This is a genomic window from Fictibacillus phosphorivorans (genome assembly GCF_001629705.1).
GTDB classification, from domain to species: Bacteria; Bacillota; Bacilli; order Bacillales; family Fictibacillaceae; genus Fictibacillus; species Fictibacillus phosphorivorans_A.
Map to the genome: position 1 here is coordinate 1630627 of NZ_CP015378.1, position 21729 is coordinate 1652355.

A 21729-nucleotide genomic window follows, 5' to 3' on the forward strand; every position below is an offset into this window, starting at 1 on the left:
AAATGACCATTCTTAAAATTGTAGAACATCCACATCCCGTTTTAGAGACTGAATGTGAACAAGTAAAAACTTTCGATAAAAAGTTAAAGAAATTAGTGAAAGATATGTTCGAGACGATGTATGAGGCAGAAGGAGTTGGACTTGCTGCACCTCAGATCGGAATTGCAGAACAGATCGCAGTAGTAGATATTGGTGATGACACGGGTCAGCTAGTTCTGATCAACCCGGTTATAAAAAAAGCTTCTGGAAGCCAAAGTGGTCCTGAAGGATGTTTGAGTTTCCCAGGATTGTTCGGTGAAGTCGAACGACCTTTCAAAGTTACAGTTACAGCTCAAGATGCAGATGGAAAAGCCTACACTATAGAAGCAAGTGATTTTCTTGCTCGTGCCATCCAACATGAAATCGATCATCTGCACGGAATTTTATTTACTTCAAAAGTAATCGAATACTACGAAACGGAAGAACTGGAGGGATAAGCATGAAAGTATTATTTATGGGAACGCCTGATTTTTCCGTACCTGTTCTTCGTCAGCTCGTGGAAGATGGCTACAATGTCGTGGGGGTTGTCACACAACCTGACAAACCGGTAGGCAGAAAAAAAGAGATCAAGCAGACCCCTGTTAAAGAAGAAGCGTTAAAACATGGAATTTCTGTGTATCAGCCTATTAAACTGCGAGAAGACTATGAAGACATCATCGCTCTTCAACCAGACTTAATCGTCACAGCAGCATATGGACAGATTTTACCAAAAGCGATTCTTGAAACACCACAGCATGGATGTATCAACGTTCATGCATCATTGCTTCCAAAGTATCGTGGAGGTGCTCCGATCCACAAAAGTATTATGGATGGAAACGATAAGACTGGGATCACGATCATGTATATGGTTGAAAAATTAGATGCAGGTGATATACTTACCCAAGTTGAAGTTGAAATCGAAGAAAATGATCACGTTGGTTCGATGCACGATAAGTTGAGTGCAGCTGGCGCGAAATTATTGTCTGAAACCATTCCTCAACTTGTTGAAGGAAAACTAACCCCTATGCCACAAGTAGCTGAAGAAGTTTCATTTGCTTGGAACATCACTCGAGATCAAGAGAAGATCGATTGGACGATGTCTGGTGAAGAAATTTATAACCACATTCGTGGGCTACACCCATGGCCAGTTGCTTATACGTATTTGAACGGACAGCCACTTAAGGTGTGGTGGGGTGAAAAGAAAGAAACAAGTGCTGATGGTGAGCCGGGGACTGTAATCGGTGTTCATGAAAAAGGACTTCAGGTCGCAACAGGAAACAAAACAAGCATTATTATTACAGACTTGCAACTCTCTGGTAAAAAGAGAATGTTAGCAAGTGATTATCTTAAAGGAGCAAGCGTTTCAAAAGGCTTGAGATTAGGTGAGTAGAGTTGGACAACAACATTCGGGCAATCGCCCTGGACGTTTTACTTAAAATAGAACAGAACCAGGCATATAGCAATTTACAATTGAATCAAACGTTACAGAACACGCATTTAAAGAGTGTAGATAAAGCACTTTTGACAAACATCGTGTATGGAACGATACAACGAAAAAACACGATTGATTTTTATTTAGATCAATTGTTGAACAAACCGATCAAGAAAAAAGATCGCTGGGTTCTTTCGTTACTAAGGCTATCTATTTTTCAAATGTTATATTTAGATAGAGTTCCTGATCATGCAATTATCCATGAAGCTGTAGAAATAACGAAAGAACGCGGAAATCAAGGGTTAGCGGGGCTAGTCAATGGTATTTTGCGTAAACTTCAGCGAGAAGGTACTAAAGCCATGGATAGGAAAGCTTTAGAAGGAGCAGAAAAAGAAGCTCTTTCATACAGCATGCCTCAATGGTTGTTTGACCGTTGGAGTGAGCAGTTCGGACAAGAGGATGCCGAAAAGATGGCACAGTCTAACTTATTAGCTTCTCCTGTAACCGCAAGAGTGAACACGAAGAAAAGCAATAGACATGAAGTTTTGGAGCTTCTTTTAGAAGAAGGAATTGTAGCCGAAGAAGGAGAATTGTCTCCTGAAGGTATCATCGTTAAGGAAGGTTATCTTCCAGGAACTGAAGTTTATAAACAAGGACTCGTAACGATCCAAGACGAAAGCTCCATGTTAGTAGCACGGGCTGTTGATCCTGTTTCTGGAGAGACAATTCTAGATACATGTGCTGCACCGGGTGGTAAGTCAACGCATATGGCAGAACTGATGCAAGGCGAAGGAAAGGTAGTTTCCCTAGACCTTCATGCTCATAAGATTGACTTGATTAAAAGACAAGCAGAACGTCTTGGACTTGAAAATATTGAAGCTTCCGTCTTAGATGCACGAAAAGTATCGGAAGAGTTTCCTTCTGGAACTTTTGATAGAGTTCTCGTTGATGCGCCGTGCAGTGGTTTCGGAGTAATTCGTAAGAAGCCTGATCTGAAATGGTCAAAAACAAAAGAAGATGTGACGAGATTAACCAGCATACAAAGAGATATTCTGCACGCAGCTTCGGATATGGTCAAAGAAGACGGATCACTCGTTTACAGTACGTGTACAGTAGATAAAGAAGAAAACGATAACGTTGCCGACTGGTTCTTAACAAACCATCCGGATTTCGAGTGGGATTCCCAATTTGCCGAAAAAATGCCTAAGAAGATAAAATCCTATATAATAGAAGGTAGATCGGACCTTCAGATCATGCCGCATTATTTTAATAGTGACGGATTCTATATAGCAGCATTCAGAAAAAAGACAACAGGTGGTGAGAAACATGCTTAAACCTTTAACAGAGAAACAAACAAAACCAAATATCAAACCTTCTATCTTTTCTTTAGAACTTCATGAGTTAGAAGCGTGGCTTACAGATATAAGAGAACCAAAATTCAGAGGAAAACAAATCTTTGAATGGCTGTATAAAAAACGTGTGTCTTCTTTCGAGGAGATGACGAACCTTCCTTTAGGTCTTCGTGAGAAGCTTGAGAAAGATTTTTATATCAAACCGTTAAAAGAAGTTGTGCGTCAAGAGTCTTCAGATGGCACGATTAAATTCTTATTTGAGCTACAAGACGGCTATTCGATCGAAACGGTTCTCATGAGACATGAATATGGAAATAGTATTTGTGTTACTACTCAAGTAGGATGCCGTTTAGGTTGTACGTTCTGCGCTTCTACATTAGGTGGACTGAAACGTAATCTTCTAGCTGGTGAGATCGTGGCTCAAGTTCTACAAGTTCAGCGTGCACTTGATGAAACAGAAGAAAGAGTAAGTTCAGTAGTTGTTATGGGAATAGGTGAGCCTTTCGATAACTATGAAGGACTTATGTCGTTCCTGAAGATTATCAACCACGATCAAGGGCTTAATATCGGAGCTCGACACATTACGATCTCAACGAGTGGTGTTGTGCCATACATCTACAAGTTCGCAGACGAAGGGATGCAGATTAATTTTGCGATCTCCTTGCATGCGCCGAACACAGAGACGAGAAGCCGATTGATGCCGGTAAACAGAATGTATCCGTTGAACGAATTAATGGATTCTATTCGCTATTACATTAAAAAGACAGGACGCCGTGTGACGTTTGAATATGGTCTGTTCGGTAAAGTTAACGATTCAATAGAACATGCGAACGAATTAGCTGATCTGATCAAAGATATTAAGTGTCACGTAAATCTTATTCCAGTAAACTATGTACCAGAAAGAGACTATGTCCGAACACCAAAAACACAAATTTTTAAGTTCTTAGAGACGTTAACCTCCAGAGGCATTAATGCCACCATCAGAAGAGAACAAGGACATGACATTGATGCTGCATGCGGTCAGCTGCGTGCGAAGGAACGTAAAGAAGAGACGAGGTGACGGGAAAATGCAAATTGCCTTTCAAACAGATGTTGGAATGGTAAGGAAGCATAATGAAGACAGCGGGGAAGTGTTCACAAAGGGTGAACACTTTCTTGCAGTTATCGCAGATGGTATGGGTGGACATAAAGCAGGCGATATCGCTAGTCAAGAAGCCCTGAAAGTGATGAAAGAAGCATGGTCTCAATTTGAAGAAAACATGGAAAACGTGAAAGAATGGATTCAGAATGTTTTAAAAGACACGAATAAACATATCTTTGATTTTTCTCAGAAAAATCCTGAAACGAGAGGTATGGGCACTACAGTTGTGGCTGCTTTAGGTACCAATAAAGAAGTTACAGTCGCTCATATCGGTGACAGCCGATGTTATCTGTATTCGAATGGTGAGTTGAAACGAGTTACAGATGATCACTCACTTGTCCAAGAATTAGTGAAATCTGGTCAGATTACAGAGGATGAGGCGGAGATTCATCCAAGACGAAACATGATCATGAAAGCGGTGGGTACTGATGAAACCGTAGAAGCTGAGTTTAATACGATCACTTGGCAGAACGGTGACTATCTTTTGCTTTGTTCTGATGGTCTATCAGATAAAGTATCGTCTAAACGGATTCAAGAAGTATTTCAAGATCCTTTGGAATCTGTTACTGAGAAGGTAGAACGATTGATCACTTGGGCAAAAGATGCCGGTGGAGAAGATAACATTACTGCTATCCTTATACAGAATAGTTCTGACACAGACACAAAAGGGGAAGCAATAACATGATAGGAAAAAGAGTCAGTGGCCGCTACAAGCTTTTAGAAGTTATTGGTGACGGCGGAATGGCCATCGTTTATCGAGCAAAAGATTTAATCTTAGATAGAGATGTAGCAGTAAAAGTTCTGCGCTCAGAGTTTAATAAAGACGAAGATTTCATCAGACGATTTAAAAGAGAAGCGGAATCAGCAACAAGTCTTAACCACCCGAACATTGTGAGCATCTATGATGTTGGAGAAGATGAAGAGATCTATTTTATCGTGATGGAGTATGTGCAGGGAAAAACATTAAAGCAATACATAAAAGAACATGGAAAAATATCGGTAGAAGAATCTTTGCACATTATGAAGCAGATCGTTTCTGGGATGGCGGTCGCTCATGATCATGGAATCATTCATCGCGATATTAAACCGCATAATATATTAATTACAGATAACGGAACGGCTAAGTTAACAGACTTTGGGATCGCGCTCGCCATCACTTCAGCTACGATCACGCATACAAACTCTATACTGGGTTCTGTTCATTACTTTTCACCTGAACAAGCTAGAGGAGGTATCGCGAACGCAAAATCGGATATCTACTCGTTTGGAGCTGTACTCTATGAAATGGTTACTGGGAGAGTGCCGTTCGTAGGAGATTCACCGGTTTCTGTTGCGTTAAAGCATCTACAAGAAAACGTGATCGAACCGCGAAGGTTGAATCCTGAAATCCCACAAAGTGTAGAGAACATTGTATTAAAATCGTTGGCGAAAAATCCTTTAAAAAGATACGACAGTGCTGATGAATTGTTGAGCGATATGAATTCAGCACTAGATCCAGATCGTATGTATGAACAAAAGTGGAACGAGGAAAGCGAGGAAGATGAAAAAACGAAGTATATTCCTCCTATCGTCGTACCTCCAGTTGAAACACCTGTGCAAAAAGTGGAAGCTGGTACAGAAAAAGCGAAAGAAGATAAGACCGAAAAACCCAAGAAAAAACGAAACTGGTGGCTTATTTTACTTATCTCCCTTTTATTATTAGGTGGAGCGGGTATTGCTGCTTTTACGATGATGCCTTCTATCTTTTATGTTGAAGAGGTCAGTGTTCCAGATGTCGTAGGAGAAGAATATGTCGATGCTTTTGATAGCTTGAGAGCCGAAGGGCTGGAAGTGAAACGGCAGGAAGTATTTGATCCAGAGATCGAAGAAGGTCTTGTAGTAAGACAAGACCCAACGCCTGGAACGAAAGTGAAACAGCAGGCAATTGTTACGTTATTCGTATCAAAAGGACCTGAAAAAGAAAATATGCCTGATGTTGAAGGGTATAATATTGAAGATGCAAAAGAACGATTAAAAGAAGATGGCTTCACCCAGATCAATATCAACTATGAAGAATCAGATTCTGAACCAGAAGGAACCGTACTGGAGCAAAGTCCTGATCGTGATGAAAAAGTAACACCTGCAGAAACGGAAGTAACACTAACAGTCAGTTCTGGGACACCAACGGTTCAAGTTGAGAACTTGATCGGTGCATCTGAACAAGATGTAAAAACGTTTGCTGACAATGCTGGACTGACAGTTGAATTTTCAAAAGAGTTCTCTGATACCGTTGAAAAAGGCAGAGTCATCTCGCAAAACCCTTCTCCTTTTACTCAAGTTGAAAAAGGGGCTACGATTTCTGTTGTACTTTCAGATGGTCCAGAATCAGTAGAAGAAGAACCACCGCCAGCTGAAGAGGAACCACCTGCAGAAGATCGAACGGTCACAAAAGATATTGAAGTTAAGTTAGATAAGAAGGACAAAAGAGAACCAGTTACAGTTAAGATCGTATATTCAGACAAGAATGCATCGAATGAAGTGTTTGTTGAAGAACAGATAACCGACAAAAAGAAATACAAATTGCCTCTAACGATTGCTGAAGGAGGTTCTGCTTCTTACGTTGTATATGTTAACGGACAAGAAGAGGAATCTGAGACGATCAATTATGATGATGTAAAGAGTGCTAGTGGACGAATGAGTAGAGATGATCAGGAAGGGGACGATGGTGATTAAGCATGCCTGAAGGAAGAATTGTTAAAGCGCTCGCCGGCTTTTATTACGTTAAGGAAAACGGGAAATCCGAAGTTTTTCAATGCAGAGGAAGAGGGAACTTTCGCAAAAAGAAAGTAAATCCATTAGTAGGAGACTGGGTGGAATACGAGTCAAGCAACATTACAGATGGATACATTCTTGATGTGAAGGAACGCAGAAACGAGTTAGTTCGGCCTCCTATCGCAAACGTTGACCAAGCCATTCTTGTTTTTTCGGCTACCGAACCGGATTTTAGCACACTATTGCTCGACCGCTTCCTTGTTCATATAGAAGCGAACGACATCTTGCCTGTTATCTGTATCTCGAAGATGGATCTTATACAGAAACCGGATGAAATGAAAGAGATCAACCATTACATTGAGACGTACAAAACTTTAGGTTATGAAGTTATTCCAACTTCGACCAAAACTGATGATAGCCTTGAGATGTTTTATCCGCTTTTCAAAGACAAAGTTACGGTCTTTGCAGGGCAGTCTGGTGTAGGTAAATCTTCTCTTTTAAATGCGATCAATCCAGAGCTTATGCTCGAAACAAACGAGATCTCGAGTCATCTAGGTCGAGGAAAACATACGACTCGTCATGTTGAACTCATTCTTTTCGGTAACGGCTTGGTAGCTGACACTCCAGGATTTAGTTCATTAGACTTTTTAAACATTGAAGCTGAAGACTTGTCGATGTACTTTCCAGAGATGAACGAGCTTCGTGGCGATTGCAAGTTCAGAGGCTGCTCACATACGTCAGAACCAAAATGTGCGGTTAAAAAGGGTGTAGAGGACGGAGATGTTCCAAAGTTCCGCTATGACCATTACGTTAGTTTTTTACAAGAAATTAAAGATCAAAAACGGAGGTACTGATGATTAAAATAGCTCCTTCCATTCTGTCGGCTGACTTTTCAAGGTTAGGCGATGATATAAAAGCTGTTGAAGAAGCAGGTGCAGACTATATACATGTTGATGTGATGGATGGCCATTTCGTCCCGAACATCACGATTGGACCGCTTGTCGTTCAAGCGATACGACCGGTTACGAAACTTCCATTAGATGTACATCTCATGATTGAAAATCCTGATCGATACATTGAAGAATTTGCTAAAGCGGGTGCTGATATTATTTCTGTACACGTAGAAGCATCACCGCATCTTCATCGAACGATTCAACTTATTAAACAACAGGGTGTAAAAGCGGGTGTAGTTATAAATCCAGCTACTCCAGTCGATTCGATCAAACATATACTCCAAGATGTTGATCTTGTGTTGTTGATGACTGTAAATCCTGGTTTTGGTGGACAAGCGTTCATTGAGAGCGTAGTGCCAAAGATTAAAGAAGTTTCCGATCTAGTAAAGACACAAGGATTGAACGTTGAGATCGAAGTTGACGGTGGCGTGAATCCAAAAACCGCTCGTCTTTGTGTCGAAGCAGGTGCGAATGTATTAGTTGCTGGTTCTGCCATTTACGGGAAGCAAGATTTAAGGGGTGCAATAGAAGCCATTCGTGGTGTATAATTGGAAAAGAAAATAAAATAAGCAACCACAGGGGGAGTCCTTTAAAGGGCTGAGAGGGGAGTGTACTCCCGACCCTTTGAACCTGAAGCTGGATCATACCTGCGTAGGGATGTGGAGTCGTATGACTTTTTTGAATGTATATCTAAAAAGCAACCGAGCTCACATGCCGGTTGCTTTTTTTGTTTTCTGTTAAAGGAATAAAATAGGGGGTATTTTGAATGAAAACAAACAACATTTCATTATTAACAGAAATCGCTATCATGTCTGCATTATCTTTGATCTTAGGTTTGATTAAGTTTGCAGGTCCTTGGCCACAAGGTGGTTCTGTTTCGTTAGAGATGGTTCCGATTTTTTTAATGGCGTTTAGAAGAGGATTGAAGGCAGGAGTCCTTACAGGCTTAGCTGTTGGGCTCTTACAGCTACTTGTGAATCCTTATGTGATCCACCCCGCTCAGATGATTCTAGACTATCCTTTAGCGTTTGCTTTAGCAGGCGTTGCGGGGGCATTCGCGCCATCTATCTCTCAAAGTGCAAGCAAGAGAACGTTCTTGATGGTTACAGGAATCTTCGTAGGGTGCTTGTTAAGAACCATCTCTCACGTCTTTTCAGGGGTTATCTTTTTTAGCGATTTAGCAGAAGAGATGAACATATGGCTTTATTCGTTCTTATATAACGGATCATTCATGGTCGTTATCTTCGCGATTACGGCGCTAGTTGTTATTCTATTAACGAATACAGCACCGAAACTACTACACGCCGCACGTAATGGTCATCACCAAGCAGCATGAAGATAAGCATCGTCGCAGGTGGTCCTGAACATCTGATCCCCGATCTAAAGCCCTATGATCTCAAGAGGAATCACATTTGGATCGGAGTCGACAGAGGAACGCTCTTTCTATTAAAAGATGGCATCTTCCCACAGCATGCATTTGGCGATTTTGATTCTGTTTCTAGTGATGAGAGAAAAATTATTTTAGACTCATCCATAAAAGTAAATCAATATCGATCAGAAAAAGATGCTACAGACATGGAGCTCGCACTAGAGTGGGCGTTGAAACAGAACCCAGAACAAATACTCATATTCGGTGCGACTGGTGGAAGGTTAGATCATGAATTGATGAACATCCAATTATTATATCGATCTCTGAGAGTACGTACAGACGTTAAAATTATTGATAACAGGAATGAAATCTCTCTCCATTTACCGGGATGTTATGATATTGAGCAGGATCAAGGATATTCATACATCTCATTTCTGGCTCAAAGTGAAGAAGTGACAGGCATAACTTTAGTGGGATTTAAATATCCGTTAGAACAAGCTAACCTTCAGGCTGGATCATCATTATGTGTTTCCAATGAGCTTGTAAATAAAAGTGGTACTTATTCTTTTGACTCCGGCATAATATTGATGGTAAAGAGCCGTGATTAAAAAATCACGGAATACAGGCCCCCAAAGCACCTTTTTATAAAAAGGGGAATAAAGTATTTATGTTTAGCTCTTATCATTTTTTATGGGCCTGGAGGAGGGGTAAGATGAAATTTTATACCATTAAACTTCCTAAATTCTTGGGAGGCTTCGTACGTGCCGTCTTAGGTTCTTTCAAAAAAGGATAACAAACAAAAAAAGCGCTTGTGCGCTTTTTTTGTTTGTTTTGTAGTGGTTCTATGTAAGTGGTTGATTTCCGCTCCAGGTTGCTCGCTTTCTATGGGGCGAACGGTGAGCCTCCTGTCTAGTTGCAGTGACTAGCCCCTCGAGGTCAAAAGTTAAACGGTCAAGAAGGCAAAGTGCGCCGTCCTCGCCCATTTACCTTTTGCTTGTCGGGGCTGAACGAGCCACTTCCACTTTTCGGACTGCCGCTTTGCGCCATTAGGAGTCTCCACCTGACCGCTTCAAGGTTGTCTCTCTGCTCCTGCGTCTACAAGTTTATGCTAACGAAGTGAATTCCTCGTCGCATGCCTTGCGAGAAGCACCTCATGTTGCAGGCGGGCAACCTTACGCTCCAATCAACTTGCCTAAGATGAGAAAAAGAAAATACCAAAAAAGCAACAATCATTTAGAAAGAGTCTTTTAAAAGAATATAATTTTAAGATTGGATGATTTACTGTCCAGTTTAAAGAAAATACTGTCCGCTTTCAGCTTTTTACTGTCGACTTTTTTAAAAATACTGTCCACTCCAATCTATTTTGGTTATGCTTTTTGGACAAAGAAAAAAACAGCAGCGGCTGCTGCTGTTTTTATTTATACACGTTCAACTTTGCCAGATTTAAGGGCACGAGCAGATACGTATACGCGTTTAGGCTTTCCGTCCACAAGAATACGAACCTTTTGGACGTTAGCTCCCCAGCTTTTCTTTGATTTGTTCATTGCGTGAGAACGCTTGTTACCAGTTTTAGGTCCTTTTCCAGTAATAAAACATTTACGAGCCATGTAGGTGAACCTCCTTTACAGCAAAAAAGCTTTGCATCAATTCAATCGTATGTTAAATACTAAATAATATTAGCATGACTTCAGAAGCAATGCAACATATTCGTAAAAGGTTTTCAAGTAAATTTCCTTGACAATACTATTTACATAGTGTGAAATGTAGTAGTCCTTTCAAAATAGGCTGATATATAGTAAAATATTTGTTAGCCATTTAACAAATTAAAGGGGGATGTAAGCATGTCCATTGAAATGAAAACAACCTATGGTCAAATTGATATTTCTAATGAAGTAATTGCAACTATCGCCGGTGGAGCCGCAATCGATTGTTACGGAATTGTTGGCATGGCATCAAGAAAGCAATTAAAGGATGGAATAACTGAGCTTTTAGGACGTGAAAATTTCTCCCGAGGGATCGTTGTTCGACAAGAAGAAGATGAAGTGCATATTGATATGTACATCATCGTTAGTTATGGAACAAAGATTTCTGAAGTGGCTCATAACGTTCAGAACAAAGTGAAATATACCCTGGATCAAATGCTTGGTTTGGCGGTTGACTCAGTCAATATCTACGTTCAGGGTGTCAGGGTGACAACCCCTTAGTTAGGAGGAAGTTTTGTGTCTTTAAAAGTATTAGATGGAAAAAAGTTTTCAAAAATGGTACTCGAGGGTGCTTCAAACTTAACAAGAAATGCAGCAATGGTCGACGCACTTAATGTTTTCCCTGTACCAGATGGTGATACAGGAACGAACATGAATCTAACGATTACTTCTGGTGCAAAAGAAGTAGAAAAAAACACTTCTAATCAAATCGGTGCTGTTGCCAGTGCTTTTGCAAAAGGCTTACTGATGGGAGCGCGCGGAAACTCTGGTGTTATCCTTTCACAATTGTTTAGAGGATTCTCTAAATCAATCGAAGGTAAAGAGACGATTAACGCTGCAGAATTTGCCAATGCATTTGATAAAGGTGTTGAAACGGCCTACAAAGCTGTTATGAAACCAGTTGAAGGTACGATCTTAACGGTAGCTAAAGATGCTGCAAGAAAGGCAGTTAAAGAAGCTAAAAAATCAGACGATATTCTATACATTATGAAAGAGCTTGTTAAAGAATCGAAAGCTTCCTTAAACCGTACACCAGATCTACTTCCTGTTTTGAAAGAAGTAGGTGTAGTTGATTCTGGTGGACAAGGGTTAGTCACTGTGTATGAAGGATTCTTAGCTGTACTAGAAGGCAAAGAACTGCCAAAAGTTTCAGTAAATGCACCTTCCATGGGTGAACTGGTCAACGCTGAGCATCATAAAGCTCAGATGCACATGAAAACCGAAGATATCCATTTTGGATATTGCACAGAGTTCATGGTAAGGTTCGAAGATAAAAAGATCAAAAATAACCCATTCGATGAGATCAACTTCCGTAATGAATTAAGTCAACATGGTGATTCATTGCTAGTTGTTGCTGATGAAGACGTGGTAAAGGTTCACATCCATACGGAACAACCTGGTAACATGCTAACACTAGCACATCGTTATGGTAGCTTGATCAACATTAAGATCGAAAACATGCGTGAGCAACATTCAGCGATTTTAGAGAGTGAGCATGAAGTAATCCCTTCGTACTCACAACCGGCTTCTGAAAAGAAAAAGGAATATGGTATCGTTACGGTAGCGATGGGTGAAGGAATCGAAGAGATGTTTTCATCAATGGGAGCATCAGTGATCCAAGGTGGACAAACGATGAACCCAAGTACTGAAGATATCGTAAAAGCAATTGCTGAAGTTAACGCAGAGAAAGTGTTCATCCTTCCGAACAACAGCAATATCATCATGGCATCTGAACAAGCTGCAAGTGTTGTTGATGAAGAGGTTGTCATCATCCGCACAAAAACAGTGCCACAAGGTATAGCTTCTATATTAGCTTTCAATCCTTCAGCTGATATAGCTGAGAATGAAAAGAAGATGAACGAAGCGATTACTTCTGTTAAGTCAGGCCAAGTTACTTATGCAGTTCGTGATACATCGATCGATGGTGTTGAAATTGCAAAAGGTGATTTTATGGGAATATCAGAAGGAAAGATTCTAACTTCCAAGGCGGACAAACAAGAAGTTACGAAAGAACTTCTTTCAAACATGCTTGATGAAGATTCAGAGATTGTTACGATCATCTATGGTGAAGATAGCTCTGAAGAAGAAGCACAAGAGCTTGCTGAATTTATTGAAGAAAAGTATCCCGATGCGGAAGCTGAAATTCATAATGGTAAGCAACCGATCTATTCTTTCATCTTATCCGTAGAGTAAAAAATGAAAAGTATTCTCTCTTAAACTTAAAGTGTGATAAAGTTAAGAGGGAATACTTATTTTTATGGGAAAAAACGCAACTTGAAGGAGAACGTCATGAAATATAAAAGTGTATTTGATATTATCGGTCCCATTATGATTGGACCTTCTAGTTCACATACAGCTGGCGCTGCCCGTATCGGTCGAGTAGCCAGAAGCCTTTTCGGCAGAAAACCTAAATTTGCAACCATATCGTTTTATGGCTCTTTTGCTAAAACATATCGTGGTCACGGGACGGATGTTGCAATCGTCGGTGGAATCTTAGATTATGACACGTTTGATACTCGAATTGTGGATGCGCTTACAATCGCGAAGCAAGAAGGGATCGACGTTAAGATGACTGCTGAGGATGCGATTACAGACCACCCTAACACAGCTCGAGTGATTATTGGAGATGAAACAGACAGAATCGAAGTGGTCGGAATTTCGATCGGTGGTGGGAAGATCGAGATTACCGAACTTAATGGGTTTGAACTGCGATTATCCGGAAATCATCCAGCTCTTTTAATCGTTCACAATGATAAATATGGAGCGATAGCAGGAGTGGCAAACATATTAGCTAAGCATGAGATCAATATTGGTCATATGGAAGTATCAAGAAAAGAAAAAGGGAAAGAAGCATTGATGGTTATTGAGATCGATCAGAATGCAGATGAGATCATCATAAACGAACTAAATTCTCTCCCGATTGTTCAACAAGTAGTAAAGATACACGATTAAGAGGTGAGAAGTATGTTTCGTAATGTAGCTGAATTAATAGAATTAGCTGAGTCAAAAAAATGTAAGATCTCAGAGATTATGATACAGCAAGAAATGGATGTTACAGGTCGTTCCAGAGAAGAAGTTCTAGGTTTCATGGATCGAAATTTAAGAGTGATGGAAGAAGCCGTCATGCGCGGAATTACTGAAGATGTGAAATCTCATTCAGGTCTAACGGGCGGGGATGGAAAGCTTCTTCAAACGTATATTAAATCTGGTAAGTCACTATCAGGTGAGCTGATGCTTGATGCAGTAAGTAAAGCGATGGCAACGAATGAAGTGAACGCGGCAATGGGTACGATTTGTGCTACGCCTACTGCTGGTTCTGCAGGAGTCGTTCCTGGTACTCTGTTTGCCTTAAAAGAAAAGTTAAATCCTACCCGAGAACAGATGATTGAGTATTTGTTTGCTGCAGGTGCATTCGGTTTTGTAGTGGCTAACAACGCTTCAATTTCTGGAGCAGCAGGTGGATGCCAAGCTGAGGTAGGTTCTGCTACTGGTATGGCAGCAGCCGCGATCGTCGAACTTGCAGGAGGGTCTCCTTCGCAATCAGCAGAAGCGATGGCGATTGCTTTAAAGAACATGCTAGGACTTGTTTGTGATCCTGTTGCAGGCTTAGTAGAAGTTCCTTGTGTGAAACGAAACGCTATGGGTGCAAGCAATGCAATCGTTGCGGCCGATATGGCACTGGCTGGAATCGTAAGCCGTATTCCGTGTGACGAAGTAATCGATGCTATGTACAAGATCGGTCTCTCGATGCCATCTGCTCTCCGTGAAACAGCCCTTGGAGGCTTAGCGGCAACACCAACAGGAAGAGAGCTTGAAGCAAAAATTTTCGGCATCCCGCTAAACGAGAAATAACGATGCTGAATCAATCCATAACAACGTTAAATGGTATTGGAGAGAAGAAAGCTGAAGAGCTCTCTAGCATGGGTATCCATTCTGTAGAAGATCTTTTAGAATATCTACCTTATCGGTATGAAGATTACCAAAAGAAAGACCTTGCAGAGATTGCACATGATGAAAAAGCAACGATTGAAGGGAAGGTTCATTCTGAACCTTCTCTGCGTTATTTTCCGAAGAAAAAATCACGTTTAACATTTAGGATGTTGATCGGTAAATATTTGATCACAGCTACAATTTTCAACAGACCTTTTTTAAAGAATCAGATTGCTCTAGGGCAGACGCTTACGGTAACAGGTAAATGGGACAGAAATAAAATGACGATAACCGTCAGTGATGTTCATTTTGGAACATTCAGTGATGATCATAAGATAGAACCTGTCTATTCAGTAAAAGGTTCACTCTATGGAAAAACGATGCGTAAGATAATAGATTCAGCTTTTCGGCAGTTTTCTGGTGAGATCGAGGATCCACTTCCACTAGAGATCCGTGAATCTTATCGACTTCCAGATCGAGAATCAGCTCTTAAGATGATGCATTTCCCTGAAGATTTTAAGGCGTTAAAAGCTGGAAGAAGAAGGCTTGCCTATGAAGAGTTGTTGTATTTTCAATTAAAGATGCAGATTTTTAGAAAATGGAACAGACAACAGTCTAAAGGAGCGGCTTTGAAGTTTGATCAAGACCAAGTAGAAACGTTCATACGTTCTTTACCGTTTCAGTTAACCGACGCGCAACAGAGAGTGGTAGATGAGATATTAAGAGATCTCTCTGATACAAGTCGGATGAACAGGTTGCTTCAAGGTGATGTTGGCTCTGGTAAAACGGTAGTGGCAGCTGTAGCGTTATTTGCAGCTGTTACGGCAAACAGACAAGGTGCTCTGATGGTACCGACAGAAATTCTCGCTGAACAGCATTTTCAATCGTTAAAAGAGCTTTTTGCTCCGTTTGGAATTACAGTAGCCCTTTTAACTTCTTCGGTTAAAGGGAAAATGAGAAGAGAAACGTTGAATCATTTACAGCAAGGCGAGATCCAGATCATGGTAGGTACACACGCCCTTATTCAAGAAGAAGTGAACTTTAATCATCTTGGTCTAGTGATTACAGATGAACAGCATCGTTTTGGAGTTAACCAAAGAAGAGTGCTTAGGGAAAAAGGGGAAAGCCCGGATGTTCTCTTTATGACGGCGACTCCTATCCCGCGAACCCTTGCGATTTCAGCTTTCGGTGATATGGATGTTTCAACGATTGATGTGATGCCAGCAGGAAGAAAGCCGATCATCACGAATTGGGCGAAACACGGTATGCTAAATCGTGTCCTTGAATTTATTAAAAAAGAAATTGAATCGGGAAGACAGGCTTATGTGATCTGTCCGTTAATCGAGGAATCAGAAAAAATAGATGTGCAGAACGCGATTGATGTACATGCTCAGCTAAGTGCTTACTTTCAAACGTATCAAGTAGGTCTGATGCACGGAAGGTTGCATTCCACTGAAAAAGATGAAGTGATGAGAAAATTTGCCGCTAATGAGTGTCAAATCCTGGTCTCTACGACGGTTGTAGAGGTAGGAGTAAATGTTCCGAACGCTACCATCATGGTCATATATGACGCAGAAAGATTCGGGCTTTCGCAACTGCATCAGTTAAGAGGACGAGTTGGTCGTGGAAGCGAACAATCCTATTGTGTACTTATCGCGGATCCGAAGTCTGAAGAAGGGCAAGAGCGGATGAGAATCATGACGGAGACAACGAACGGCTTTGAGCTTTCAGAAAAAGATCTTGAGCTGCGTGGCCCAGGTGATTTTTTTGGGAATAAGCAAAGTGGCGTTCCGAACTTTAAAGTTGCAGACCTTGTGCATGATTATCGAATTCTAGAAACTGCAAGAAATGATGCAGCCAGACTCGTACAATCAGAAGAGTTTTGGCGAGATGAGAACTATCGGTCCATTCGAGAAGTGTTAACAAGGCAAGGTGTGCTCGACAAAGAAAGACTAGATTAATCTTGAAAGAAGAGTGTTGATACTATATACTACTATTAGTACCAGCTCTTAATAGCAGAAAGATAAATAGCAGGTACGCTGTAATGGCGTTACCTGCTTTTCTACGCACTGCATCTTTACTCACTATCTTTCTCATATATGAGACCTTTGTATGGAAGAAGGAAGAAACTATGAAAAAATCAAAAAAAGAGAGACAAGAGCTGTTAAGGGAAACGATAAAATTAACCCCTTTTATAACAGATGAAGAATTGGCAGAGAAGTTCAGTGTCAGCGTTCAGACGATCAGGCTTGACCGTTTGGAACTTTCAATTCCAGAGCTTAGAGAAAGAATAAAGTCTGTTGCTGAAACAAAGCTGGATGATGTAAAGGCACTGCCACTTGAAGAGGTCATCGGAGAAATCATTGACTTGCAGTTAGACGAATCCGCTATTTCAATATTAGATATAAAAGAAGAACATGTATTTTCTCGTAATAAAATCGCAAGGGGCCATCATGTTTTTGCTCAGGCAAACTCGCTGGCTGTAGCGATAATAAATGATGAGTTGGCATTAACCGCAAAAGCGAACATCCGGTTTTCTCGTCCTGTTCGAGTAGGAGAGAGAGTGGTTGCAAAAGCGAAAGTAATAGAGACAACTCAAGAGCGAACTATTGTAGAAGTTAACAGTTATGTAGAGAATGAGCCTGTTTTTAAAGGTGAATTTACCATGTATAGATCTGCACAAGATACAAAGGAAGGAAGTTAAATCAGCATGAATATCGCAATAGATGCAATGGGTGGCGACAATGCACCAGAAGAAATCGTTAAAGGTGCAATTCTAGCTAAAGAGCAATATCCAGAGCTTTCGATTACATTAGTTGGAGATCAAGATCAAATCGGGAAATTTTTACCCGAAAAGCACACGTTTACAATCATCCACACTGATGAAGTAATCGAAACATCAGAAGAACCCGTTCGAGCGGTTCGCAGGAAAAAGAATGCTTCAATGGTAGTAGCAGCAAATGAAGTAAAATCAGGTAAAGCGGATGCGTATATCTCTGCTGGTAATACAGGTGCATTGATGGCAAGTGGATTGTTCTATGTCGGACGGATAAAAGGCATTGATCGTCCTGCACTTGCTCCAACACTTCCGACTTTAAACGGTGATGGTTTCTTGTTCTTAGACGTAGGTGCCAATATGGATGCGAAGCCAGAGCATCTCTTACAATATGCATTAATGGGATCTGTGTATTGGAAAGAAGTGCGAGGTGTCGAAAAACCGCGTGTAGGCTTGTTAAACGTAGGAACGGAAAGTGAAAAAGGAAATGCTTTAACGAAAGCTGCTTTTCCTCTCTTACAAGAAGCGGATATAAATTTTGTTGGTAATGTGGAAGCGAGAGATCTTTTGATGGGAGCAGCCGACGTAGTGGTATGTGATGGATTTGCTGGGAATTTAGTACTTAAATCCATTGAAGGTACTGCTATGGGGATGTTTTCTATGATTAAAGAGCAGCTAACATCAAGTTTAACTTCTAAACTTGCAGCTGGTGTCTTAAAGCCTAAATTAAGAGGCATTAAAGATAAATTGGATTATACAGAGTACGGTGGAGCTGGTTTGTTCGGATTAGCTGCACCTGTGATCAAAGCGCATGGTTCTTCAAATGCGAATGCGATGTTGAACGCAATCAGACAAACCAGAAGTATGATAGAAAAAAACGTAGTACCTACGATTCAAAATCATGTACAATCCCAAGATAACAAGGAGGAGTAAGAAATGGGGAAAATCGCTTTTCTTTTTCCAGGACAAGGCTCACAAACAGTAGGAATGGGTAAAGAGCTGGTTCAAAAGGAAGCTTCAGCAAAAGCTATTTTTGACAAAGCTGATGAAAAACTGTCTATGAAACTTTCAGAAATTATCTTTGAAGGACCGGATGACTTACTCAAACGAACAGAAAATACACAGCCAGCATTATTAACGGTCTCAACTGCTATTCTTGAACTGTTGAAGCAGCGTGGAATTGAAGCTGATTATGTAGCGGGTCATAGCCTTGGCGAATACTCTGCACTTGTTGCAGCTGGCAGCCTAACATTTGAAGATGCAGTTTACGCGGTTAGAAATAGAGGCTTGCTAATGGAAGAAGCTGTTCCTGCAGGTGTAGGAACGATGGCAGCTGTGATCGGGTTTGATCAAGAACGATTAGAAACGATTACGAAGGAAGCTACTAAAGGTGAAGAGAGCGTTCAGATCGCTAACCTTAATTGCCCAGGACAGATTGTAATTTCTGGAACTGTTGGTGGAGTTGAGAAAGCTAGCGCCCTTGCTAAAGAAGAAGGCGCGAAAGTCATCCCACTTCAGGTGAGCGGACCGTTTCATTCTTCTCTTATGAAACCTGCTGCAGAGAAATTCAACGGAATTTTAAATCAAATTGTAATAAACGAAGCGGAAACACCTGTAATTGCTAACGTAACGGCGAAAGCTATTACCGATCGTGATGAAATTAAAGGAAAGTTGATCGAACAGCTTTACTCGCCTGTACGGTGGGAAGAAACAGTTCGTGAATTAATGGAATTAGGTGTTGATACGTTTGTTGAGATCGGACCAGGAAAAGTTCTCTCAGGGTTAGTTAAAAAGGTGAATCGAAGAGCGAACGTAATGGCCGTAAGTGATTTAGAGACGATTAACATGGCAGTTGAGAAACTAAAAGGAGAGTCAGTGGATGCTTAATGATAAATCAGTTTTAGTAACAGGTGCATCTCGGGGAATTGGACGAGCGATCGCTTTGTATTTTGCAAAAAATGGTGCTAAAGTTGCTGTGAATTATTCTGGAAGCGAAGCCAAGGCGAATGAAGTCGTAAATGAGATAAAAGAAAACGGTGGCACTGCTTTTGCCATTAAGGCAGATATCTCTTCATCAGAAGATGTTACAAACATGGTTAAAACAGTTGTTGATGAATTTGGTAGTCTGGACGTTCTTGTAAATAACGCAGGAATTACGAGAGATAACCTTTTGATGAGAATGAAAGAAGAAGACTGGGATGCGGTTATCAATACGAATCTTAAAGGCGTTTTCTTGACTACAAAAGCTGTAACTAGACAGATGATGAAACAAAGAAAAGGCCGCATTATTAATATTGCATCTATTGTTGGTGTGTCTGGAAACGCAGGACAAGCAAACTATGTAGCTGCAAAAGCAGGTGTGATCGGCTTAACGAAAACAGCTGCAAAAGAACTCTCCTCAAGAGGAATCACGGTTAATGCCATCGCTCCAGGATTTATCGAGACAGATATGACTGGTAAATTAGAAGAAGGCATCAAATCGGAGATGCTTAGAAGCATTCCGCTTGCTCGTTTTGGGCAGCCTGATGATATCGCATCAGCGGCAGCATTCTTAGCGAGTGATGCAAGTTCTTATATTACGGGCCAAACACTTCATGTTGACGGCGGAATGGTGATGTAAGAAAAGAACCTTCAATGACTACAAATCCCTCTAGTTTTTTAATGGGAAAAAGAATATACTATTGAAAGGAGGTGACACACAAAATGGCAGATGTTTTAGATAGAGTTTCAAAGATTGTTGTGGACCGTTTAGGTGTTGATGCATCTGAGGTTAAGCCTGAAGCTTCCTTTAAAGAAGATCTTGGTGCTGACTCTCTTGATGTAGTTGAACTAGTAATGGAACTTGAAGATGAGTTCGAACTAGAAATTTCTGACGAAGATGCTGAGAAAATTGCAACTGTTGGTGACGTTGTAAATTACATAAACAGCAAACAATAAGTGTAAGACGGATAAAGTCCCGTGCAAAACAGCGGGGCTTTCTTCCCTTTTTAACGGTAAAATAGTAATAGCAAAAATAGCCCTTTTACGAGATTTTTGGAGGAAGTTTATGAAAGGTTCAAAACAACATTCAACTCAAAAGAAAACGGTGAAAAATCGGTTTAAATCAGCTTCCAAAAAGGGCATGGATGACAAGGTGCGCATTCAAAAAGTAGCCCCGATACAAGAGCGTTTAAACATTAAGTTTGAAAATGAAAAATTGTTAGCTCAAGCATTTACGCATTCATCATATGTGAATGAGCATCGTGGAAGAACGTTTGAGGATAATGAAAGACTTGAATTTCTAGGTGATGCCGTTCTTGAATTGACCATATCTCAATATTTATACAGCAAGTTTGCAAATATGAGTGAAGGTGAGCTTACGAAGCTTAGAGCAGCAATCGTATGTGAGCCGTCGTTAGTTCTCTTTGCTAACGATCTACATTTTGGTGAGTTTGTTTTATTGGGAAAAGGTGAAGAGAATACTGGAGGAAGATCAAGACCAGCCCTTTTAGCAGATGTATTTGAAGCATTTATTGGAGCGCTATATCTCGATCAAGGACTCGAAAAAGTAAAAGAGTTTCTAAATCAGTATGTGGTACCACGAATAAACGAAGGTGCTTTTTCTCATGTGATGGATTTTAAAAGTCAGTTACAAGAATATGTACAGCGTGAAGGATTAGGTCATATCGATTATCGAATCATTCAAGAAAAAGGACCAGCACACAATCGAGAGTTTGTGTCAGAGGTAAGACTGAATGAAGCGAGTTTCGGAATTGGGTATGGCAGATCCAAGAAAGAAGCTGAACAACATGCGGCACAAGAAGCGATAGAGAGAGTTTCTAAAAAGAGCTAAACAAAAACCCCCTTAACATTAGGCGATTAGCCGTGTGAGGGGGTTTCTGTTACTTTGTTTTAAGAGATGCAAGTTCTTCAACGATGCCTTCCATGTCCCGAATGCTGAATGATGGCATCTTCATGACCATATCGTAAAGCTCTTTAATGTCGTCGTACTTTGTGAGTTCATAGTCTTCGGGTTGAATAAGTCCGCTGTTAACAAGCTGAAGTTTCTTTTTTAATCCTTCGATCATAAATGATAAGTTTTCATGATTTTGAGTCGTCAAGTCCATGGTGGGCTCCTTTTTATCCACATATCTTTATGTGAGATTTTACTTGCAAACATATTTTAAGTTCAAACACATTTCATTTTAGCACACTGTAATCTTTGTGACTATGTATGAGTGAATCTATGATAAAATATAAAGGTTAAAGAATAAAATACATATGAAATTCAAATAGAGCGCCCGAACATTCTAAAAACGGGAAAG

At 40.5% G+C, this 21729-nt stretch carries 24 protein-coding genes and 1 riboswitch; of the genes, 22 read left to right on the forward strand and 2 right to left on the reverse strand.

Annotated features, from left to right (window positions below; translation table 11 throughout):
- Positions 1-2 precede the first annotated feature (2 nt).
- From def to spoVM, 11 genes are all read left to right on the forward strand, one after another.
- Positions 3-476 (forward strand): peptide deformylase, encoded by a 474-nt coding sequence (gene def, locus ABE65_RS08360; RefSeq protein WP_066393540.1) that lies wholly within the window; start codon positions 3-5, stop codon positions 474-476.
- Between the two features lie 2 nt (positions 477-478).
- Positions 479-1408 carry a methionyl-tRNA formyltransferase gene (fmt, locus tag ABE65_RS08365; RefSeq protein WP_066393542.1) on the forward strand — a complete coding sequence of 310 codons (930 nt, stop codon included), beginning with the start codon at positions 479-481 and terminating at the stop codon, positions 1406-1408.
- Between the two features lie 2 nt (positions 1409-1410).
- Positions 1411-2784 carry a 16S rRNA (cytosine(967)-C(5))-methyltransferase RsmB gene (gene rsmB / locus ABE65_RS08370; protein ID WP_066393544.1) on the forward strand — a complete coding sequence of 458 codons (1374 nt, stop codon included), beginning with the start codon at positions 1411-1413 and terminating at the stop codon, positions 2782-2784.
- Positions 2777-3862, forward strand: a complete 1086-nt coding sequence (rlmN, locus tag ABE65_RS08375) for a dual-specificity RNA methyltransferase RlmN (protein ID WP_066393546.1) — start codon at positions 2777-2779, stop codon at positions 3860-3862. The genes rsmB and rlmN overlap by 8 nt, the downstream gene beginning before the upstream one ends.
- A 7-nt stretch (positions 3863-3869) precedes the next feature.
- Positions 3870-4628: a Stp1/IreP family PP2C-type Ser/Thr phosphatase gene (locus ABE65_RS08380; protein WP_066393548.1), complete on the forward strand. Its 759-nt coding sequence runs from the start codon at positions 3870-3872 to the stop codon at positions 4626-4628.
- Positions 4625-6655, forward strand: a complete 2031-nt coding sequence (gene pknB, locus ABE65_RS08385) for a Stk1 family PASTA domain-containing Ser/Thr kinase (RefSeq protein ID WP_066393550.1) — start codon at positions 4625-4627, stop codon at positions 6653-6655. Before ABE65_RS08380 ends, pknB begins: the two co-directional genes overlap by 4 nt.
- A 2-nt stretch (positions 6656-6657) precedes the next feature.
- Positions 6658-7548 carry a ribosome small subunit-dependent GTPase A gene (gene rsgA, locus ABE65_RS08390; RefSeq protein ID WP_066393554.1) on the forward strand — a complete coding sequence of 297 codons (891 nt, stop codon included), beginning with the start codon at positions 6658-6660 and terminating at the stop codon, positions 7546-7548.
- A complete protein-coding gene (rpe, locus tag ABE65_RS08395) occupies positions 7548-8195 on the forward strand; it encodes a ribulose-phosphate 3-epimerase (RefSeq protein WP_066393558.1) in 648 nt (215 codons plus the stop codon). Before rsgA ends, rpe begins: the two co-directional genes overlap by 1 nt.
- A gap of 20 nt (positions 8196-8215) precedes the next feature.
- Positions 8216-8322: riboswitch (TPP riboswitch) on the forward strand.
- Between the two features lie 91 nt (positions 8323-8413).
- A complete protein-coding gene (gene thiT, locus ABE65_RS08400) occupies positions 8414-8983 on the forward strand; it encodes an energy-coupled thiamine transporter ThiT (protein WP_066393561.1) in 570 nt (189 codons plus the stop codon).
- On the forward strand, positions 8980-9624 hold the full coding sequence (locus ABE65_RS08405) for a thiamine diphosphokinase (RefSeq protein ID WP_066393564.1): 645 nt from the start codon (positions 8980-8982) through the stop codon (positions 9622-9624). The genes thiT and ABE65_RS08405 overlap by 4 nt, the downstream gene beginning before the upstream one ends.
- Positions 9625-9728: 104 nt before the next feature.
- Entirely contained in the window at positions 9729-9809 is an 81-nt protein-coding gene (spoVM, locus tag ABE65_RS08410; RefSeq protein ID WP_007202502.1) for a stage V sporulation protein SpoVM, read from the forward strand.
- A 625-nt stretch (positions 9810-10434) separates the two neighbouring features.
- Here the strand turns inward: spoVM and rpmB are convergent.
- Positions 10435-10623: a 50S ribosomal protein L28 gene (rpmB, locus tag ABE65_RS08415; protein WP_066240673.1), complete on the reverse strand. Its 189-nt coding sequence runs from the start codon at positions 10621-10623 to the stop codon at positions 10435-10437.
- Positions 10624-10857: 234 nt separating this feature from the next.
- Between rpmB and ABE65_RS08420 the strand changes: the two genes are divergently transcribed.
- The 11 genes from ABE65_RS08420 to rnc all read left to right on the forward strand — a co-directional run bounded on the left by ABE65_RS08420 (position 10858) and on the right by rnc (position 21257).
- Positions 10858-11220, forward strand: a complete 363-nt coding sequence (locus tag ABE65_RS08420) for an Asp23/Gls24 family envelope stress response protein (RefSeq protein ID WP_066240675.1) — start codon at positions 10858-10860, stop codon at positions 11218-11220.
- 15 nt (positions 11221-11235) lie between these two features.
- The gene (locus tag ABE65_RS08425) at positions 11236-12912 is read left to right on the forward strand and encodes a DAK2 domain-containing protein (RefSeq protein WP_066393565.1); all 1677 of its coding nucleotides are present in this window, start codon (positions 11236-11238) and stop codon (positions 12910-12912) included.
- A 96-nt stretch (positions 12913-13008) separates the two neighbouring features.
- Positions 13009-13671 carry an L-serine ammonia-lyase, iron-sulfur-dependent subunit beta gene (gene sdaAB, locus ABE65_RS08430; protein WP_066393571.1) on the forward strand — a complete coding sequence of 221 codons (663 nt, stop codon included), beginning with the start codon at positions 13009-13011 and terminating at the stop codon, positions 13669-13671.
- A 12-nt stretch (positions 13672-13683) separates the two neighbouring features.
- Positions 13684-14571, forward strand: a complete 888-nt coding sequence (sdaAA, locus tag ABE65_RS08435; RefSeq protein ID WP_066393573.1) for an L-serine ammonia-lyase, iron-sulfur-dependent, subunit alpha — start codon at positions 13684-13686, stop codon at positions 14569-14571.
- A 2-nt stretch (positions 14572-14573) separates the two neighbouring features.
- Positions 14574-16610 carry an ATP-dependent DNA helicase RecG gene (gene recG / locus ABE65_RS08440; RefSeq protein ID WP_066393575.1) on the forward strand — a complete coding sequence of 679 codons (2037 nt, stop codon included), beginning with the start codon at positions 14574-14576 and terminating at the stop codon, positions 16608-16610.
- 170 nt (positions 16611-16780) lie between these two features.
- A complete protein-coding gene (fapR, locus tag ABE65_RS08445) occupies positions 16781-17353 on the forward strand; it encodes a transcription factor FapR (RefSeq protein WP_066399946.1) in 573 nt (190 codons plus the stop codon).
- Positions 17354-17359: 6 nt separating this feature from the next.
- Positions 17360-18358, forward strand: a complete 999-nt coding sequence (gene plsX, locus ABE65_RS08450; protein ID WP_066393577.1) for a phosphate acyltransferase PlsX — start codon at positions 17360-17362, stop codon at positions 18356-18358.
- Between the two features lie 3 nt (positions 18359-18361).
- Positions 18362-19312 carry an ACP S-malonyltransferase gene (fabD, locus tag ABE65_RS08455; RefSeq protein ID WP_066393579.1) on the forward strand — a complete coding sequence of 317 codons (951 nt, stop codon included), beginning with the start codon at positions 18362-18364 and terminating at the stop codon, positions 19310-19312.
- The gene (gene fabG, locus ABE65_RS08460; protein ID WP_066393582.1) at positions 19305-20045 is read left to right on the forward strand and encodes a 3-oxoacyl-[acyl-carrier-protein] reductase; all 741 of its coding nucleotides are present in this window, start codon (positions 19305-19307) and stop codon (positions 20043-20045) included. Before fabD ends, fabG begins: the two co-directional genes overlap by 8 nt.
- 83 nt (positions 20046-20128) lie before the next feature.
- Complete coding sequence (gene acpP / locus ABE65_RS08465) at positions 20129-20362, forward strand: acyl carrier protein (RefSeq protein WP_066240701.1); 234 nt, start codon at positions 20129-20131, stop codon at positions 20360-20362.
- Between the two features lie 184 nt (positions 20363-20546).
- Positions 20547-21257: a ribonuclease III gene (gene rnc / locus ABE65_RS08470; RefSeq protein ID WP_066399950.1), complete on the forward strand. Its 711-nt coding sequence runs from the start codon at positions 20547-20549 to the stop codon at positions 21255-21257.
- A 49-nt stretch (positions 21258-21306) separates the two neighbouring features.
- Here rnc and ABE65_RS08475 read toward each other — a convergent pair whose 3' ends face one another.
- Positions 21307-21531, reverse strand: coding sequence for a DUF1128 domain-containing protein (locus ABE65_RS08475; RefSeq protein ID WP_066393587.1), 225 nt, complete (start codon positions 21529-21531; stop codon positions 21307-21309).
- Between the last annotated feature and the right edge of the window lie 198 nt (positions 21532-21729).

Coding starts and splice junctions, on each gene's coding strand:
- def (WP_066393540.1), top strand. CDS start 3: ATGACCATTCTTAAAATTGTAGAACATCCACATCCCGTTTTAGAGACT.
- fmt (WP_066393542.1), top strand. CDS start 479: ATGAAAGTATTATTTATGGGAACGCCTGATTTTTCCGTACCTGTTCTT.
- rlmN (WP_066393546.1), top strand. CDS start 2,777: ATGCTTAAACCTTTAACAGAGAAACAAACAAAACCAAATATCAAACCT.
- ABE65_RS08380 (WP_066393548.1), top strand. CDS start 3,870: ATGCAAATTGCCTTTCAAACAGATGTTGGAATGGTAAGGAAGCATAAT.
- pknB (WP_066393550.1), top strand. CDS start 4,625: ATGATAGGAAAAAGAGTCAGTGGCCGCTACAAGCTTTTAGAAGTTATT.
- rsgA (WP_066393554.1), top strand. CDS start 6,658: ATGCCTGAAGGAAGAATTGTTAAAGCGCTCGCCGGCTTTTATTACGTT.
- rpe (WP_066393558.1), top strand. CDS start 7,548: ATGATTAAAATAGCTCCTTCCATTCTGTCGGCTGACTTTTCAAGGTTA.
- thiT (WP_066393561.1), top strand. CDS start 8,414: ATGAAAACAAACAACATTTCATTATTAACAGAAATCGCTATCATGTCT.
- ABE65_RS08405 (WP_066393564.1), top strand. CDS start 8,980: ATGAAGATAAGCATCGTCGCAGGTGGTCCTGAACATCTGATCCCCGAT.
- spoVM (WP_007202502.1), top strand. CDS start 9,729: ATGAAATTTTATACCATTAAACTTCCTAAATTCTTGGGAGGCTTCGTA.
- rpmB (WP_066240673.1), bottom strand. CDS start 10,623: ATGGCTCGTAAATGTTTTATTACTGGAAAAGGACCTAAAACTGGTAAC.
- ABE65_RS08420 (WP_066240675.1), top strand. CDS start 10,858: ATGTCCATTGAAATGAAAACAACCTATGGTCAAATTGATATTTCTAAT.
- sdaAB (WP_066393571.1), top strand. CDS start 13,009: ATGAAATATAAAAGTGTATTTGATATTATCGGTCCCATTATGATTGGA.
- sdaAA (WP_066393573.1), top strand. CDS start 13,684: ATGTTTCGTAATGTAGCTGAATTAATAGAATTAGCTGAGTCAAAAAAA.
- recG (WP_066393575.1), top strand. CDS start 14,574: ATGCTGAATCAATCCATAACAACGTTAAATGGTATTGGAGAGAAGAAA.
- fapR (WP_066399946.1), top strand. CDS start 16,781: ATGAAAAAATCAAAAAAAGAGAGACAAGAGCTGTTAAGGGAAACGATA.
- plsX (WP_066393577.1), top strand. CDS start 17,360: ATGAATATCGCAATAGATGCAATGGGTGGCGACAATGCACCAGAAGAA.
- fabD (WP_066393579.1), top strand. CDS start 18,362: ATGGGGAAAATCGCTTTTCTTTTTCCAGGACAAGGCTCACAAACAGTA.
- fabG (WP_066393582.1), top strand. CDS start 19,305: ATGCTTAATGATAAATCAGTTTTAGTAACAGGTGCATCTCGGGGAATT.
- acpP (WP_066240701.1), top strand. CDS start 20,129: ATGGCAGATGTTTTAGATAGAGTTTCAAAGATTGTTGTGGACCGTTTA.
- rnc (WP_066399950.1), top strand. CDS start 20,547: ATGGATGACAAGGTGCGCATTCAAAAAGTAGCCCCGATACAAGAGCGT.
- ABE65_RS08475 (WP_066393587.1), bottom strand. CDS start 21,531: ATGGACTTGACGACTCAAAATCATGAAAACTTATCATTTATGATCGAA.